The sequence below is a fragment of the Hydrogenophaga sp. genome, assembly GCF_018780385.1.
Classification (GTDB): domain Bacteria; phylum Pseudomonadota; class Gammaproteobacteria; order Burkholderiales; family Burkholderiaceae_C; genus Hydrogenophaga.
This window is the reverse complement of the sequence record NZ_JADMJO010000108.1, coordinates 23,397-39,199: the sequence shown is the minus strand read 5'-3', so window position 1 is coordinate 39,199 and position 15,803 is coordinate 23,397. Positions and strand designations below refer to the sequence as shown.

The window sequence follows — 15,803 nt, the reverse complement described above, 5'->3', positions numbered from 1 at the left end:
CGCATGGTGAAGCGGCCAACCGGGTCAGGTGGGGAACCAAGCAGCCCTAACTGTGAATCCAGTGCCGGGGTAGAGGCTCGTCACCTTCTTTCATGACTCCCTCCAGTCGACCTGTCGCGATGGCCAAGCCCAACGCGAGGGCGCCTGTACATCCCCCCATCGATCGTGATACAAGCCCTTGCAAAACCAGTGAGGTAGAGCCATGGGGAAGGTGTGCGTGAAGTGCGGGACGGAGAACCGCGAGAAAGCGATGTTTTGCAAAGGCTGCGGTGGCAAATTGGTCACCGGGCAGAGTCCAGCGTTGGTTGAAGGTCCGTCATCGAGCTGCCCGGAGTGCAGCACGTTCAACTCGACGGATTCCAGATTCTGCAAGTCATGCGGCTGCTCCCTGCTGCCGGCACCGCCACCACCGGCAATTCCGCTCCTGGTGGATGCCATCCGTACCGATGTTCATCCCGTGTTCGAACCCGTGGCCCGATCGAAGGGCATGAGCAGCAGAAAACTTTCGTTGATGGGCATGCTGCTGGCCGCCATTGCACTGACGGCATGGTTCTATGTGCAACAGCTGAGGAACCCCTCACGTCCTTCATCGCCCGCTCCGGCCACGCTGGCGGCCGAGTCGGCGCCACCTGCAGCCCATCCGCCGGTGGCAACGGTGCCGGAGGTGAAAGAGCCGACCGTCAGCGCGCCGGCTACCGAGACCACCAGCTCCGCTGCCCCGCCTGTGTTGGACCCTGCCGCAGAGGCAGCAGAGGCCGAACGGGTGAATGCGCTGAACGCACACAACGCGCGACTCAATCAGCAGCGACTCGATCGCGAGCGCCTCGAACGCGAGCGACGCGAACGGATGTTGGCGACCCAGCAGCAAGCCCGCGCCGCGCAGGAACTCGAACAAGAGCGCGCCGAGCAGGCGCGTCGTCCGGCCCAGAGCGCACCCGCGCAGTCTGCCAGCGCTGTGCCCGCCCCCGTTAAGCCCGTTGCCCAAGCACTCACCGTGGCCCGAATTTGCGAGGAAGCCGGCAACTTCTTCGCGCGCGAGGTGTGTCGCGTGCGCGAGTGCCTCAAGGCCTCGCAAGCGAACGATCCGATCTGCGTGAATTTCCGCAAGATGGAGGAAGCCAACCGTGCAAGAGACCCGTACAACTAACATGACCCCACGTGACCCTGCCTCCATCGACAGCTGGCACGCCCATGTGTACTTTGGCGCCGACAGCCGCGACGCCGCCTGGACCTTGCGCGAAGTCATCGCCAGCGAACTCGGTACCCGGGTGCAGATCGGGCGGTTTCATGAAAAGGCGGTGGGGCCGCACCCGGCCTGGACCTACCAGCTGGCTTTTGATGCACCAGAGTTCGCGCATGTCGTGGGCTGGCTGTCCCTCAACCATGGCGCGCTCGACGTGCTCATTCACCCCAACACCGGGGATGAGGTGAGCGACCACCGGGACGCCGCCCTGTGGATCGGAAAGTCGTACACCCTGGACTTGAGCGTGCTCGCCTGACTCAGGCGGGCAGACCCGCGATCCAGCGTCGCACGCCCTCCCCTGCGGCCACTCCACTGGCCAGGCAGGCGGTGAGCAGATAGCCACCGGTGGGCGCTTCCCAGTCGATCATCTCGCCGGCACAGAACAGGCCCGCTCGGGCCTCGACCATGAGGTCGCTGTTCAACCCATCCCAGCGCACGCCACCGGCACTGCTGATCGCTTCATCGATCGGCCGGGTCGCGCGCACGGTGATGGGCAAAGCCTTGATGGCGGCAGTGAGCCGCGCGGGATCGTTCATCGTGCCTTTGTCCAGCCGCTCGTGCAGGATGCCCATCTTGATACCGTCCAGGCCGAGCCGGCTCTTGAGGTGACTCGACAAACTGCGGGAGCCCCGCGGATGCTTCACGTGGGCCAACACCTGCTCGGCGCTGCGGTCGGGCAGCAGGTCGAGCTCGAACGTGGCATGGCCGCTGCGCGCAATCTCGTCGCGCAGCAGGCTGGAGGCGGCGTAGATCAGGCTGCCTTCGACCCCGGTGGCGGTGGCCACGAACTCGCCCTTTCGCCGAAAGTGCTGACCGAGGCTGTCGGAGGCGTGAATCGCAACCAATTTGAACGGCTGTCCGGCAAAGCGTTCGCTGAAATGTGCACTCCAGCCCTGCGCCACACCGTGCGCTGCCGAGCCCGCCACATCAAACCCGCAGTTGCTGGGCAGCAGCGGGCTCACCGGCACGCCAGCGCCCTGCAGCCAGGGCACCCAGGCACCATCGGACCCCAGGCGCGCCCAGCTGGCACCGCCCAGCGCGAGCACGGTCGCGCGAGCGTGCACTTCAACCCGGCCGCCGGGTGCTTCAAACACCAGCGGGCCATCGGGTGAACCGTCCCAGCCCTGCCAGCGGTGGCGCATGTGAAACACCACCGGCACTCCACCCTCGCCCGGATGGCGCAGCCGATGCAACCAGGCACGCAGCAAGGGCGCGGCTTTCATGTCGGTGGGGAAGACGCGGTGCGAGGTGCCCACAAAGGTCTCGATGCCCAGGCCCGTGGCCCAGTCACGCACGGCCTGCGGGCCCCAGTGCTGCAGCAGGGCTTGCACGCGGTCTTGCGCCGCGCCATAGCGCGTGATGAAATTTTCGAGTGGCTCGGCGTGCGTGAGGTTCATGCCACCCTTGCCCGCCAGCAGGAACTTGCGCCCGACCGAGGGCATGGCGTCAAACAGGTGCACGGCCAGGCCGGCGCGGCTCATGACCTCGGCGGCCATGAGACCGGCGGGGCCGCCGCCGATGATGGCCACGTCCACGCTGAAAAACGAAATGGCGCTGGGGTCGGTCATGGGGTGATCGGTGTTTCTTGCAGTTCGATCAAACGACCATGCAGGTTGATGAAGGCCAGGCGCACCCAGGCGCCGGGCCGCGCGGCTTGCACCGCCTGGCGGTAGCTCTGCATCTTCACAAGCAGCTCCACTTGTTGTTCCGGGTTCGCCGCGCTCTTGAAATCGAGCACCCACCACTCGCCGGTGTCGGCGCGCCGGACCAGGCGGTCCAGCCGCAAGAGTTCACCGCCGTGGAACAGCTCGACCTCGTTGCCGGTGGCGTCCACCACGCCGTCGTCCCAAGCCCAGGCGGCTTCGCCTTGCACGATGCGCCGCGCCATGGCCAGCGCCTGCGTGGCCTGGGCGGGGCTGAGCGCGAACTCGCGGGCCACAGCGTGGGTGTGCACGGAGGACCAGTCGAAGCCGCGCGCGGGCGTGGGGTGCCACTGCAGCAGACGGTGCAACGCCAGACCGATGCGGGTGCGCTCGTCGTCGACCACCGGCACTGGCGCAGCGCGCACCTGGGCGCTCGTGGGCTGCATCAATGGTGGCAATGCGAGCAGGCTGAAGGTGTCGGTTGCCGGTACATCCGCGGTAACTTTCTGTGCCGGTGGGGTGGGCACATCCAGCGGCTGCGTGAGCGGCAACAGGCGTTCGTACCACGTGCTCGCGTCGCCACGCGCATGCGGTTCGAAGCTGGAGATCACCAGGCGCGATTCGGCCCGGGTGAGCGCCACATACAGGGCATTGAGTTCTTCCAGCGAGCGGGCCTGTTGCTCCAGCGCCAGGGCACTGGCCGCGCAGGCCGGTGGGTTCTTTTCACTGGCCAGAAACACGAAGCGGCGCGGCACCGGCGCTTCGCCCGGCCAGTCGATCAACACGCCCATGCTCTCGGGCCGCGAGGGGCCAGTGTCGGTGTCGAGCATGAGCACGGTGTCGGCTTCCAGGCCTTTGGCGCCGTGGATCGTGAGCAGGCGGACCGCGCCGCTGTTGTGCGTGGGCGTGGCCTTGATGCCGCCGGCCTTGAGCGCGCGCACGAAGCGGTAGGGCGTGAGGAAACGCCCACCGTCCTGCGCCAGCGCGGTGGCCAGCAGGTCGCGCAGCTGTGCTAGCACACCGGCGCGCTGGCTGACGGGCACGGTTCGGGCAAATCGCGCGAGCACGTCACCATCACCATAGATGGCCGAGAGTGCATCGTGCGGCGGCAGGCTCTGCACCCATTGGCGGTATTGCAGGAGGCGCCCTGCGGTGGCGGTGAAGTCCTGGGCCAGCGGCTCCGGGACTGACGGCAACGCGGCTCTCTCATGGTCTGGCAGATCTGCGAAGCGCTGCAACACGGCCCACCACGAGGGCTTGGCAGGCTTGGCGTCCGTACCGGGGCGCACCGTCCAGTACTGCTGCAGACGGGCCATCCAGGCCAGCGCGTCGTCGCTCCAGCCAAACAAGGGCGACTTCAGCGCACGCGCCAGGCTCAGGTCGTGTCGGGTCGAGACCAGCGCGTCCAGCAAGGCCACCACATCCTGCACCGCCGGTGACTCGCACAAGTCGAGTTTTTCGGGTTGCTCGCTGGCAATGCCGCGTTCGCGCAGTGCCTCGAACATCCAGGCCAAGCGCTCGCGCCGACGCGCGAGCACCATCAAACCATCGGCGCTCAAACGACCCGACCCGATCTCGGCGGCAATCCAGTTGGCCGCCTGGCGCGCTTCCAGCGCGGACATCGTGTCTTCCAGCAGCACGCGTGGCGTGACGAGGCTGTCGCGCCAGGTGGCTTCATCGCCTGCGCCGGTGTCGCGTTCGCGCGCGCTGCGCGGCACCTGCGGCAAAGCCACCACTTGCCCGGGTTCGTGGCTCTCGGTGGTGTGCTGGCGGAAATCGCTGCTGTACTCACCGGCCTGCACGGCGGCGAGCATGGCGCTGTTGAGCGCGTCCACCACGGCGGGTGCGCAGCGGCGGGTGTGATCGCAGCTCAGCAAGGCACCCGAGAGGCCCTCAACCACAAAGGCCTGTGCGGCCTTGAACACCTGCGGCTCGGCGCGGCGAAAACGGTAGATGGACTGCTTGGGGTCGCCCACGAGGAACACGCACGGCGCCTCGCCCGGGCCAGCGCCGGCGTAGGCCGAGAGCCAGCCGTAGAGCGCCTGCCATTGCAACGGGTTGGTGTCCTGGAATTCGTCGATCAGCAGGTGGCGCACGCGTGCGTCGAGTCGCTGCTGCAACCAGCCGGACAGCTCGGCATCGCCCAACAAGCGGCGCGCGGCGGATTCCACATCGTTCATGTCAACCCAGCCGCGCTCGCGCTTGAGCGCGGCGAAACTGGCGAGCAGCACCCGCGTGAGACGCGCCATGCGCTGGTGATGCAGCCAGGCCTGGTGCTGCGAGCGCGCGGCGAGCACGCGCATGGCAATCTCTTGCGCTGCACGCACCTGCTCGATGCCAGCGATCTTGTCGCTGAACTTGCGGGGCTCGCTTTTCTGCGTGAGCAGGGCTTCGATCACGCCGGCGCCGTTTTGGCCTGTGATGGCCTTCTCCAATTCGACACCCTTGGCCGCAAAGGTGACGGCGCTGACCCGGCCGAGAGCAACGGCGGCACCCGACAACAGGCTGCGTGTGGGCGCGTGTTCGACCAGCCAGCGAAGTGGATCGTCGAACCCGGCGAACTCGGGGAACTGCTCACCCATCGCATCCACCGAGCTCTGCACCACGCCCGACGCATCGGCCAGCGCGAACTCCACGCGTTTTTGCAGTGCCTTGCGCAAGGCCTGTTGCGTCTGAAACCGGCCGTGCGTGCCAATCGCATCCACAAAGTCCTGGCGGTCGGGTGCGCTGGCGGCGAGCGCGCCGTAAAAGCGCGGCCACACTTGTTCCACTGCCTGCGTGTCGTCTTCGAGCAGCTCGTACTGCACCGGCAACTGAAGCTCTTGCAACACCGACAGGGGCGCCCCACGCAGCAAGGCAGCGAACCAGCTGTGGAAGGTGCGCACCTGCACCGGCCGGCCCAGGGCCGTGACACGCGCGTGCAGGCTGCGGGCCTCAGGCACACGACGCTCGGCGTCGGCTGCGCTCATGCCGCGCTGCTGCAACACCTGCACCAGCTCGCTATCGGACAGATCGGCCCATCGGCGCAGCTCTTCCCCCAGGCGCTTGCGCATTTCGCCCGCGGCTTTCTTGGTGAAGGTGATCGCCAGGATGTCTTGCGGAGCACAGCCATCGAGCAGCGCGCGCAGGATGCGCGAGACCAGCATCCAGGTCTTGCCGGCACCGGCGCACGCCTCCACCGCAATGCTGCGCGCGGGGTCGCAGGCGAGCGCGTAGAAGGCTTCGCGGGACACGGGCGCACCGTTGATGCGATAGGCAGCAGCGGCATTCATGTCGGAGTCCAGAAATCTTTGCGGCACAGGCCTCGGGCCTTGCAGAACTCACACACGCGGCCTTCGCCCAAGGCGGGCATGGGGTGCCCTGCGGCCACGCGGGCCATGTCGTGCGAGAGTCCGGTGCGCAACTGCTCGCGCGCCTCCAGCACCTCGGTGTGCTCCACCAGTTTCGTGGCGCCGTCGTTCGCTGTCGTGCCGGGCCGATCGTTGATGCTCAGGTAGGCGGCGCGCAGGTTGTCGTCGGGCAAGAGCGCCGCGTAGAACGCCAGTTGCACATCCTCCAGCGGATCTTTCAAACGATCGGTGGTGGTCTTGCGGCTCTCGGTTTTGTAGTCGATCACGAACGGGATCGGACCTTCCGGGCTGTCCTGCGCGTCCACGCGGTCGAGCTTGCCGTAGAGCTTCCACGGGCCCACGCTTGACATCATCACCGCCTCGGCCTCCACGAAACGCGGGCCGGGCCGATCGGTCGTGGCTTCGAAAGTGGCCAGCCATTCCAGATACCCATCGCGCGTGGCGGGCCACACCACCTCATAGGGCAGAAATCCCGCCCCACCCTCGCCGGCATTCAGGCCCATGACGGCGGCGGTCTCGGTGGCGATGCGATCGAGCGCCGTGCGATCCGCCTCGGCCCCGGGCCGCGCATCGCCGCGTTGCTCGTGAAACGCGCGCAGCACCGCGTGCAGCCAGTTCCCCATGTCACGCTGATCCGGCTCGGCTGCGAGTTCGGGTGCGTCGACCAGCCGCAACTGGCGCAGGGCGAAGAAGCGGTAAGGACAATCGCGCAGATCCTGGTAAGCGCTGGCCGAGAGCGCGCCGGGCAACACGTCACCGGCCGACGGTGAGGGGCGTGCGGACGGCGCAGACACCAGCGTAGTCGGTGTGCGCGGGTCGATGCCGTTGCGGTCGCGCGCAGCCTGCAGAGCCAACACCCACGCGCTGGGCATGACGGGCTCGCCGAGTTCCTGCGTTCGCCACAGCACATCCAGGCGCGGCATGCACAGCAGCGCCAGCCAGGCACTGGCCGCTGCCTGAGCCAGGGTCTCGCGGGAGGGCAGACCCAACAACTCGCGTTGCGCGGCGGTCCACGAACCGGGCGGCTCGGGACTGGAGTTGAGATGCACTTCGTCGCAGCCGGGCACCACCGTGGCCGCGAATGAGCGACCGAGCAATTGCGCCATCGGCAGGATCACCACCGACGCGTCGCCGGTGCCGCGTGGCATGAAGGTCGCGCCCTCGAGCACGTCGCGCACCCAGGCTGTGAATGCCGCGAGTGATCGGCGCCCGACAGCACGGTTCGCGGCCGGATCAGCCGAGGTCTCGCCAATGTCCGAGAGCTCGCGGGCCGCGCCGTCTTCGAGGCGCAGCACCTGCAAGGCCTGATGCCCTGCCGCGTCCCGCTGCAGCACATCCCACAGGCCAATGGCCTTCAAGGCCTGCGCCACCGCGTCCAACCAGGGCACCAGGCTGCGAGGCGACTGCAAGCCTTCCAGAATCGCGCTCAGGCCGTCGGGCAAGGCGTGCTCCAGGCTGACCGTGCGCACGGCGGCGCGCCATTGCGACACACCCATTTCGCGGGCGAGCTGCTCCAACGTCTGCACAGTTTCCTCAGACCAACGCGGAGCTTGCTTGAGCAGGTCCAGCACATCGTCCATGGAGGCGCGCGGCGAGGCAGCACGCAACAAACTCATGAGTTGTGCAGCCGCGTGGGTGGTAGAGAGCTTCCAGCCGGTCTCGTCGCGCACGGCCACGCCAGCGCCGTGCAGCAGCGCGCTCACGCGCCGCGTCAGCAGCCGGTCGATGGACACCAGCGCCACGGGCTGATGGCCCCGGTTGATTTGCGCAATCGCACAGGCCGCCGCACGCTGCGCTTCGTCTTCAGCGTCATCGCAGGCATGCAAGGTCCGGCCAGAGGCTTCGGCACTCGGCGGCTGACCCACATCCCACGACAGGTTCAGCGCGCGCTCGCCCCAATGCGCCAACAGGGCCGCGGCGAGCGGATCGGTCTGAAAACCTTGCAGCACCACCAAAGCCTGTGCGCCCGTGCCAGGGCTGGCCTGCGGGCTCCACAACACGTCGGTGGCGTAGGCCGATGTGCTGGCCCACGTCAGCGCCAGCGTGGCCACCAGGCCTTCCCATTGCAGCGAGGCCGGGCCTGGCAACAGGTCCTGGCGCAGCGATTCGGCCCATGCCATGCGCCGCTCCGGCGGCACTGCGGCGGCCAGTGGTGCGAGTTGTCGCGCGGCCTCCACCAGGCGCGTCACCATCACGGCGCGCAACTCGGCATCGGCGCGGGCAGGTGCCACCCGGTCGATGAAGGCCCCGGCCACGAGGCTGTCGCGCGCCATGTCCATGCTCAGGTCGGTGGCACCCGGCATGAAGGGCTGCAGCGATGCAGCCCAGTTCCGGCTCGACTCGAAGCGCGGTGCAAAGCCGTCGGGATGGCGCGTCGACCAGGCACGCCGTCCAACGTCCATGAGTTGCGCGTAGGGCACCAACACCACCGCGCCGCCCGCCTCCAGGTCGCGCTCGGCCAGCGCGAGCGACAGGGTCTCGATCAACAAAGACCAATCGCTAACGCCGCCTTCGATTTCTTGCCCGGGCAAGGCGGGAAGACCGGATTCGGAAGGCGGGTTGGCAGGCGTCATGAAATGGGGGTTTCTGTCACAATTGCTCGGACTGGTTGGCCCAGTGGTGACCTTCAAGCTCTTGAAGCCCGCGCAAGTGCCCAAACTTTAACCTCCCCGTTCAACGTTTTTTAGGATGAATCATGGCGAGCGACCTGATCAAACATGTTTCCGATGCAAGCTTCCAGGCCGACGTGCTGGATGCGCAGGCGCCCGTCCTGGTCGACTTCTGGGCCGAATGGTGTGGCCCCTGCAAGATGATCGCCCCCATCCTCGATGAAGTGGCCGGCTCCTACGACGGCAAGCTCAAGATCGCCAAGCTCAATGTGGACGACAACCGCGACGTGCCGGCCAAGTTCGGCATCCGTGGCATCCCCACGCTGATGCTCTTCAAGGACGGCCAGCTGGCAGCCACCAAGGTCGGCGCCATGAGCAAGGCTCAGCTCACCGCGTTCATCGATCAACAGCTCGCCTGATGCTTTGTTGAGGCGTGCCTGGGTGCAATGCCCGGGCCCCCTTCTCAGCGGCTTTCTTTTCCTGTCATAATTTCCCGCAGGCGGATCCGACAGACCCCGCCTCTCATTTGCGTACCGTCCGACATCCGGACGCCAGCGCCCCCTCCCCCGGTTCCCGACTCAACTCCCTCCCGGAGTGAATTCCATGCACCTCAACGAACTCAAGGCACTGCACGTGTCTGAAGTCCTCAAGCAGGCTGAAGCGCTTGAGATCGAAAACACCGGCCGCATGCGCAAGCAGGAGCTGATGTTCGCCATCATCAAGAAGCGCGCCAAGGGCGGCGAACTGGTGTACGCCGACGGCGTGCTGGAAGTGCTGCCCGACGGCTTCGGTTTCCTGCGAGCGCCGGACACCAGCTACACCGCCAGCACCGACGACATCTACATCTCGCCCAGCCAGATCCGCCGCTTCAACCTGCACACCGGCGACATGATCGAGGGCGAGGTCCGCATCCCCAAGGATGGCGAACGCTACTTCGCGCTCAACAAGCTCGACAAGATCAACGGCCTGCCCCCCGAGGACAACAAGCACAAGATCATGTTCGAGAACCTGACGCCACTGTTCCCCAAGGAACAGATGCGTCTTGAGCGTGACATCAAGAGCGAAGAGAACATCACCGGCCGCGTGATCGACATCATCGCGCCCATCGGTCGCGGCCAGCGCGCCCTGATCGTGGCACCGCCCAAGAGCGGCAAGACGGTCATGATGCAGCACATCTGCCACGCCATCTCCGCCAACCACCCCGAGGTGGAACTCATGGTGCTGCTGGTCGACGAGCGCCCGGAAGAAGTGACCGAGATGCAGCGCACCGTGCGCGGCGAAGTCATTGCATCCACCTTCGACGAACCCGCCGCGCGGCACGTGCACGTGGCCGAGATGGTGATCGAGCGCGCCAAACGCCTGGTCGAACTCGGCAAGGACGTGGTGATCATGCTGGACTCGATCACCCGTCTGGCCCGCGCCTACAACAACGTGTTGCCCTCCAGCGGCAAGGTGCTCACCGGCGGCGTGGACGCCAACGCCCTGCAGCGCCCCAAGCGCTTCTTCGGCGCGGCCCGCAAGATCGAGGAAGGCGGCTCGCTCACCATCATCGCCACCGCGCTGGTCGACACCGGTTCGCGCATGGACGAGGTGATCTTTGAGGAATTCAAGGGCACCGGCAACTGCGAGATCCACCTGGATCGCCGGCTCTACGAGAAGCGCGTCTTCCCCTCGATTCAGCTCAACCGCAGCGGTACCCGCCGCGAAGAACTGCTGCTGCAGCCCGAGATCCTGCAGAAGACCCGCATCCTGCGACAGTTCATGTACAACATGGACGAAATCGAGGCGATGGAGATGGTGCTCAAGAGCATGAAGTCGACCAAGAACAATTCCGAGTTCTTCGACATGATGCGAAGGGGGGGTTGACCCCCCTGCGCGCCTCAGGGCGCCTCCCCCCTGGAAGGGGGGACAACACCTGAGGCCCGGCGGAGCCGGTTCCTCGGTGTTTCTGGTGGCTGCCACTTCCCTCCGGGTACAAGCTGGGGTTGTCCCAGGTTATAATCCGCGGCTTTACTTATCGCGACAAGTACAAGGGAATGGTTCCCTTGCGGCTGCCGCACCTGAACCTCAAGGACACGTCATGAAAGACGGCATTCACCCCAACTACCGCGAAGTCTGCTTCCAGGACCTCTCCAATGGCTTCAAATTCGTGACCCGCTCCTGCGCAAACACGAAAGAGATGATCAAGATGGAAGACGGCCGCGAGCTGCCGCTGTACAAGCTGGACACCTCCAGCGAATCGCACCCCTTCTACACCGGCACGCAGAAGAGCGTGGACAACATGGGTGGTCGTGTGGAGCGTTTCCGCAACCGCTACGGCAAGGCAACGCCTGCCGCCAAGTAAGCGGCTGGCTGGTCAGCGTCCTGCGGGGTGCTGGGCCCTGCACAAGAAAAGCAGCTGGTTTCCCGGCTGCTTTTTTTTCGTCTTCCGCTTCCCCACCGTCGGCCACGGGCCCCTTGTATATTCCCCGCAGTGAACCAGCCCACCCCCGCCATCGTCAGCCAGTCAGCCGTGCGCCGGTTGCCCCGGATCGCCCTGTTCCTGTTTTGCGTGGCCTACGTGCTGCCGGGCTTCCTCGGGCGTGAACCCTGGAAAAACGCCGATGTGTCCGCCTTCGGCGTGATGCTGGAAATGGCCGCTGGCCACAGCGGGTGGTGGAACCCGCAGGTGCTGGGTGTGGCGGTGGAAGAAACCGGGCCCCTGCCCTACTGGCTTGGTGCGATCTTCCTCAAGCTGCTTCCGTTCCTCTCCCCCGAGTTTGCGGTGCGCGTGCCCTTCGCTTTGCTGCTGGCCCTCACCCTGGCCTGCACCTGGTACACGGTGTACCACCTGGCGCGTCAGCCGGCCGCGCAGCCGGTGCAGTTTGCATTCGGGGGCGAGGCGCAGCCGGCAGACTACGCGCGCGCTCTCGCCGATGCCGGCTTGCTGGCGCTCGTGGCCTGTCTGGGGCTGGCCCAGCTGTCGCACGAAACCACACCCGATCTGGCGCGACTCGCGCTGGTGTCGCTCATGCTCCTGATGGCCTCGCGCATGGCGCACACGGGTTACCGCCAGCCCTTGCGCAGCGTGGCCATCTGGGGCGTGGCCGTGGTGTCGCTGGTGTTCAGCGGAGCCCCCTGGATCGCTGTCACGCTGGGTGGCGGCCTGCTGCTGATCCTGTGGCTCTCACGCCGCGGCCAGGACGAACCCGACACCTCTTGGCTCACCAGCGAAGCGCCTTCGCAGCGCGATCCGCTGGTCTGGTCGGCCGTGTTGCTCGCGGTGGTGGTGGCCGCCTCCGCACTCAGCGGACAAGTCCCGGTCCCCGGTCTGCAAACCGCGCTGAGTCAAGTGGAATGGCAGAGCTGGGGCAAGCTGCTGGTGTGGTTCACCTGGCCCGCTTGGCCGCTGGTGTTGTGGACACTCTGGCGCTGGCGCCACCAGTTGCTTCGCCCCCATGTGGCCTTGCCTTTATGGGCGGCGCTGGTGAGCGTGGTGGACAGCGCGCTGTCACCCGAACGCGACCGGGCCTTGCTGTTGGCCTTGCCCGCACTCGCGGCGCTGGCGGCTTTTGCCTTGCCCACCCTGCGTCGCAGCGTCTCGGCTCTGGTCGACTGGTTCACCCTGATCTTCTTCTCGGGCTGCGCGCTGGTCATCTGGGTCATCTGGTTCGCCATGCAAACCGGCATGCCGGCCAAGCCCGCAGCCAACGTGGCCAAGCTGGCACCCGGATTCGTGCCCGAGTTTTCCTGGATGCTGTTTCTGGCTGGGTCGGTTGCCACTGGCGCATGGCTCTGGCTCGTGTCCTGGCGCGTGGGCAAACACCGGCAGGCGCTGTGGAAGAGCCTCGTTCTGCCTGCAGCAGGCAGCACCCTGTGCTGGTTGTTGCTGATGACGCTCTGGCTGCCTTTGTTGGACTTCGGCCGCAGCTATGGCCCGATTTCACGGCGCATTGCGACCCTGGTCCCGGCTGGGGGCTGTGTGCTGGTCGACGGGTTGAGTCAGGCCCAGATTGCGGCCCTGCAGTACCACGGATCGCTGAATCTGGCGCGCACCTCGGACCGGGGCACTGGGGCGGGTTGCCAGAGCCTTGTGGTGGCGCCGGCGAGCCAGGCCACGCTGCACCAACGCGTCGAACTCACCCACTGGGCATTCAAGTCCACCGTGAGACGGCTCACCGACACCAAAGAGAGCTTGCTGATCTACCAGCGCGTGGGCAACTGAGAGCGGCTCAGCCGGTGACGCGCTCACGCACCCGGTTGGGCGGCAAGGCGATCGCAAACCGGGAGCCTTCTCCGACCACGCTTTCCGCATCGATATGACCACCGTGGCGCTGCGCCACGTGTTTCACGATCGCCAGACCCAGACCGGTGCCGCCGGTTTCCCGCGAGCGGCTGCGGTCCACACGGTAGAAGCGCTCGGTCAGGCGGGGCAGGTGCTCGGCGGCGATGCCCGGCCCGGTGTCCTTCACGAAGAACTCGCCCCAGCCGTCGGATCGCAAGCGCCAGCCTGTCTGGATGAGGCCACCACCCGGTGTGTAGCGCACGGCGTTGCTGACCAGGTTGGACATGGCGCTGAGCAGCTCGGTCTTGGCACCTGACACCCACATGGAGGGCCCTGGCCGGGGATCGATCTGGTGCGGTATGGCGGAAATCGCCTGCGTCAGGCCTCGGGCCTCCTGCACAACGTGCGTGAGCAGCTCTTCGCTGTCGATCCACTCACCCGGGCCGGGCGCGGGACTGCCTTCGAGCCGCGAGAGCGTGAGCAGGTCGCTCACCAGCGTCTGCATGCGGTGGGCCTGCTGGCTCATGAGACCCAGATAACGCGTGCGGTCGGCCTCTTCCAGCGGAATGCTCTGCATGGTTTCCACAAAGCCGCTGAGCACGGTCAGGGGCGTTCGGATTTCGTGTGACACGTTGGCCACGAAGTCGCGCCGCATGGTCTCGGCCAGTTGCACGGCGGTGACGTCGCGGGTGAGCATGAGCTTGCGCTTCTTGCCGTAAGGGTGGATCTGCAGCGAAATCTTGGAAGGCTGGGAGGGACGCGGCCCGATCCCGTCGATCTGGATTTCCTGGTTGAACTCTCCACCCGCCAGATACGCGGTGAACGCCGGGTTGCGCACCATGTTGCGCACGTACTGGCCCAGGTCGCGCTGCGGGTCGAAGCCCAGGTGGTTGGCTGCTGTGAGGTTGGACCATTCGATCCGGCCGGCAGAGTCCAGCAACACCACGCCGTTGGGCGAGGCCTGGATGGCGGCAAGAAAATCTTCCAGGCGGGCATCGCTGCTCTGCGCCTTCTTCTCCAGTTTCTTGACCAGTTTGCGTGCCCGGTCCACCATCTCGCCCCAGGTGCCGGAGAGGCGGGGCTGGCGGGTCACGTCAGCCTTGTTGAGCCAGCGCAGAAAGCTGCGGGCGCGCAAGCCATCGAGGATCGACCAGATCAGCGCACCGACCAGGGCACCGGCGAACGTCCAGCCGGGAGAATCCTGCGTCCAACCCAGCACCGCTCCCAGTGCGACCAGGAGCAGGAGCTCTATCGCGCGCCGGGTCATGCCGCTGAAATGGGGGTGCCTTGCGCCGGTCGCCCGGTGTTGTTCATCGAGGTGAGCCGGTAGCCGGCGCCACGAACCGTTTCAATCATGCCCGAGGCTTCACCCAGTGATTCCCTCAATCGTTTGACATGCACGTCCACGGTTCGCTCCTCGATGAAAACATGGTCTCCCCAGACCTTGTCGAGCAGCGTACCACGGGTATGTACCCTCTCTGCGTGCTTCATGAGGTAGTGCAGCAGCTTGAATTCGGTAGGCCCGACCTTGAGCTCGGCGCCGCGGAAGGTGATGCGGTAAGTCGCCGCATCCAGAGCCAACTCGCCCACCTGCACCGAGTCGTTGACGATCTCGGGTGCGCGCCGACGCAGGACCGCGCGGATGCGTGCGAGCAGTTCCTGGGTCGAGAACGGTTTGGTGATGTAGTCGTCGGCACCGGCGTCCAGGCCCTGCACCTTGTCGCTTTCGTCACTGCGTGCGGTGAGCATGAGGATGGGCACGGTCTTCGTGCGTTCGTTCTTGCGCCATGCGCGTGCCAGCGAGGCACCACTTTCACCCGGCAGCATCCAGTCGAGCAGGATCACGTCGGGCAGCACCGCGTCCACCTCGCGCTGCGCGGCCACACCGTCAAACACCACCGTGGGCGCAAAGCCGTTGTGGCGCAGGTTGACCGCGATCAGCTCGGCGATGGAGGGTTCGTCCTCGACCACGAGGACTCTTGGAAGCTTCCTCATCCGACCACCGACTCCACCTGAGACATGGGGGTATGGCGAACATCCTCACCTTTCACGATGAAGATGATCTGCTCGGCAATGTTCTTGGCGTGATCGCCCACGCGCTCGATCGATTTGGCCAGGAAGAGCAGGTCCAGGCTGGGCGAGATGGTGCGGGGGTCTTCCATCATGTAGGTGATGAGCTTGCGCAGGAAGCCGTTGTATTCGTTGTCGATGGCGTTGTCGCCCTTGATGATGGCCACGGCCATGGTGGTGTCCAGGCGCGCGAACGAGTCGAGTGTCTTGCGCAGCAACGCGGAAGCCAGGTCGGCGGCCATGCGCAGCTCGGAGCTGGGCAGGTTGCGCGGTGAGCCGTTTTCAATGATGGACTTGACCATGCGGGCAATGCGGGCCACCTCGTCGCCAGCGCGCTCCAGATTCTGCGTGGTGCGCGAGATCGCCATCAGAAAGCGCAGGTCGCGCGCGGTCGGCTGGCGCCGGCCGATGGTGGAGATGATCTCGTGATCGATCTGCATCTCCATCTGGTTGATGCGGTTCTCGTTCTCGATCACCTGCTCGGCCGACTCCATGCTCATGTGAACCAGGGCGTACACCGCCTGGTGCAGCTGGGACTCGACCAGGCCACCCATTTCAAGGACCTGGGAAGAGATGGAGTTCAACTCGGCGTCGAACTGGCTGGATATGTGTTTGTCGCTCATG

At 66.0% G+C, this 15,803-nt stretch carries 12 protein-coding genes and 1 other RNA gene; 7 read left to right on the top strand and 6 right to left on the bottom strand.

The annotated features are described in order from the left end of the window. The 3 genes from ffs to IV113_RS22870 form a co-directional block, all read left to right on the top strand. Positions 1-85: signal recognition particle sRNA small type (gene ffs, locus IV113_RS22880), an RNA gene on the top strand; the annotation flags it as partial. 117 nt (positions 86-202) lie between these two features. Next, positions 203-1,147, top strand: a complete 945-nt coding sequence (locus IV113_RS22875) for a zinc ribbon domain-containing protein (RefSeq protein WP_291090057.1) — start codon at positions 203-205, stop codon at positions 1,145-1,147. A gap of 1 nt (position 1,148) precedes the next feature. Continuing rightward, positions 1,149-1,499: a DOPA 4,5-dioxygenase family protein gene (locus IV113_RS22870; protein WP_291090055.1), complete on the top strand. Its 351-nt coding sequence runs from the start codon at positions 1,149-1,151 to the stop codon at positions 1,497-1,499. Between the two features lies 1 nt (position 1,500). Here IV113_RS22870 and IV113_RS22865 read toward each other — a convergent pair whose 3' ends face one another. Genes IV113_RS22865 through IV113_RS22855 form a run of 3 tightly spaced genes read right to left on the bottom strand, consistent with a single transcriptional unit; the run spans position 1,501 to position 8,809 of the window. Beyond that, positions 1,501-2,811, bottom strand: coding sequence for a TIGR03862 family flavoprotein (locus IV113_RS22865; RefSeq protein WP_291090052.1), 1,311 nt, complete (start codon positions 2,809-2,811; stop codon positions 1,501-1,503). Next, positions 2,808-6,158, bottom strand: a complete 3,351-nt coding sequence (locus IV113_RS22860; RefSeq protein ID WP_291090049.1) for a UvrD-helicase domain-containing protein — start codon at positions 6,156-6,158, stop codon at positions 2,808-2,810. The genes IV113_RS22865 and IV113_RS22860 overlap by 4 nt, the downstream gene beginning before the upstream one ends. Further along, positions 6,155-8,809: a PD-(D/E)XK nuclease family protein gene (locus tag IV113_RS22855; protein WP_291090046.1), complete on the bottom strand. Its 2,655-nt coding sequence runs from the start codon at positions 8,807-8,809 to the stop codon at positions 6,155-6,157. Before IV113_RS22855 ends, IV113_RS22860 begins: the two co-directional genes overlap by 4 nt. A 122-nt stretch (positions 8,810-8,931) precedes the next feature. On the opposite strand from IV113_RS22855, the gene trxA reads away from it, so the two are divergent. The 4 genes from trxA to IV113_RS22835 all read left to right on the top strand — a co-directional run bounded on the left by trxA (position 8,932) and on the right by IV113_RS22835 (position 13,049). Beyond that, a complete protein-coding gene (trxA, locus tag IV113_RS22850) occupies positions 8,932-9,264 on the top strand; it encodes a thioredoxin TrxA (RefSeq protein ID WP_056274740.1) in 333 nt (110 codons plus the stop codon). 184 nt (positions 9,265-9,448) lie between these two features. Then, positions 9,449-10,711: a transcription termination factor Rho gene (gene rho, locus IV113_RS22845; RefSeq protein ID WP_291090042.1), complete on the top strand. Its 1,263-nt coding sequence runs from the start codon at positions 9,449-9,451 to the stop codon at positions 10,709-10,711. A gap of 214 nt (positions 10,712-10,925) precedes the next feature. Beyond that, entirely contained in the window at positions 10,926-11,189 is a 264-nt protein-coding gene (locus IV113_RS22840; protein ID WP_056274744.1) for a type B 50S ribosomal protein L31, read from the top strand. Positions 11,190-11,318: 129 nt separating this feature from the next. Further along, positions 11,319-13,049 carry a hypothetical protein gene (locus tag IV113_RS22835; RefSeq protein ID WP_291090037.1) on the top strand — a complete coding sequence of 577 codons (1,731 nt, stop codon included), beginning with the start codon at positions 11,319-11,321 and terminating at the stop codon, positions 13,047-13,049. Positions 13,050-13,056: 7 nt separating this feature from the next. On the opposite strand, the gene phoR is transcribed toward IV113_RS22835, so the two are convergent. The 3 genes from phoR to phoU are packed head-to-tail and all read right to left on the bottom strand — an operon-like array spanning position 13,057 to position 15,802. After that, the gene (phoR, locus tag IV113_RS22830) at positions 13,057-14,376 is read right to left on the bottom strand and encodes a phosphate regulon sensor histidine kinase PhoR (RefSeq protein ID WP_291090034.1); all 1,320 of its coding nucleotides are present in this window, start codon (positions 14,374-14,376) and stop codon (positions 13,057-13,059) included. Then, entirely contained in the window at positions 14,373-15,104 is a 732-nt protein-coding gene (gene phoB / locus IV113_RS22825; protein WP_056274749.1) for a phosphate regulon transcriptional regulator PhoB, read from the bottom strand. The genes phoR and phoB overlap by 4 nt, the downstream gene beginning before the upstream one ends. Beyond that, the gene (gene phoU, locus IV113_RS22820; RefSeq protein ID WP_291090029.1) at positions 15,101-15,802 is read right to left on the bottom strand and encodes a phosphate signaling complex protein PhoU; all 702 of its coding nucleotides are present in this window, start codon (positions 15,800-15,802) and stop codon (positions 15,101-15,103) included. Before phoU ends, phoB begins: the two co-directional genes overlap by 4 nt. Position 15,803: the final 1 nt, after the last annotated feature.

Bases quoted from the DNA above. Each gene is read 5' to 3' on its own strand.
- rho (WP_291090042.1), top strand. From the start codon at position 9,449: ATGCACCTCAACGAACTCAAGGCACTGCACGTGTCTGAAGTCCTCAAG.
- IV113_RS22870 (WP_291090055.1), top strand. From the start codon at position 1,149: ATGACCCCACGTGACCCTGCCTCCATCGACAGCTGGCACGCCCATGTG.
- phoR (WP_291090034.1), bottom strand. From the start codon at position 14,376: ATGACCCGGCGCGCGATAGAGCTCCTGCTCCTGGTCGCACTGGGAGCG.
- IV113_RS22855 (WP_291090046.1), bottom strand. From the start codon at position 8,809: ATGACGCCTGCCAACCCGCCTTCCGAATCCGGTCTTCCCGCCTTGCCC.
- IV113_RS22875 (WP_291090057.1), top strand. From the start codon at position 203: ATGGGGAAGGTGTGCGTGAAGTGCGGGACGGAGAACCGCGAGAAAGCG.
- phoB (WP_056274749.1), bottom strand. From the start codon at position 15,104: ATGAGGAAGCTTCCAAGAGTCCTCGTGGTCGAGGACGAACCCTCCATC.
- phoU (WP_291090029.1), bottom strand. From the start codon at position 15,802: ATGAGCGACAAACACATATCCAGCCAGTTCGACGCCGAGTTGAACTCC.
- IV113_RS22860 (WP_291090049.1), bottom strand. From the start codon at position 6,158: ATGAATGCCGCTGCTGCCTATCGCATCAACGGTGCGCCCGTGTCCCGC.
- IV113_RS22865 (WP_291090052.1), bottom strand. From the start codon at position 2,811: ATGACCGACCCCAGCGCCATTTCGTTTTTCAGCGTGGACGTGGCCATC.
- IV113_RS22840 (WP_056274744.1), top strand. From the start codon at position 10,926: ATGAAAGACGGCATTCACCCCAACTACCGCGAAGTCTGCTTCCAGGAC.
- trxA (WP_056274740.1), top strand. From the start codon at position 8,932: ATGGCGAGCGACCTGATCAAACATGTTTCCGATGCAAGCTTCCAGGCC.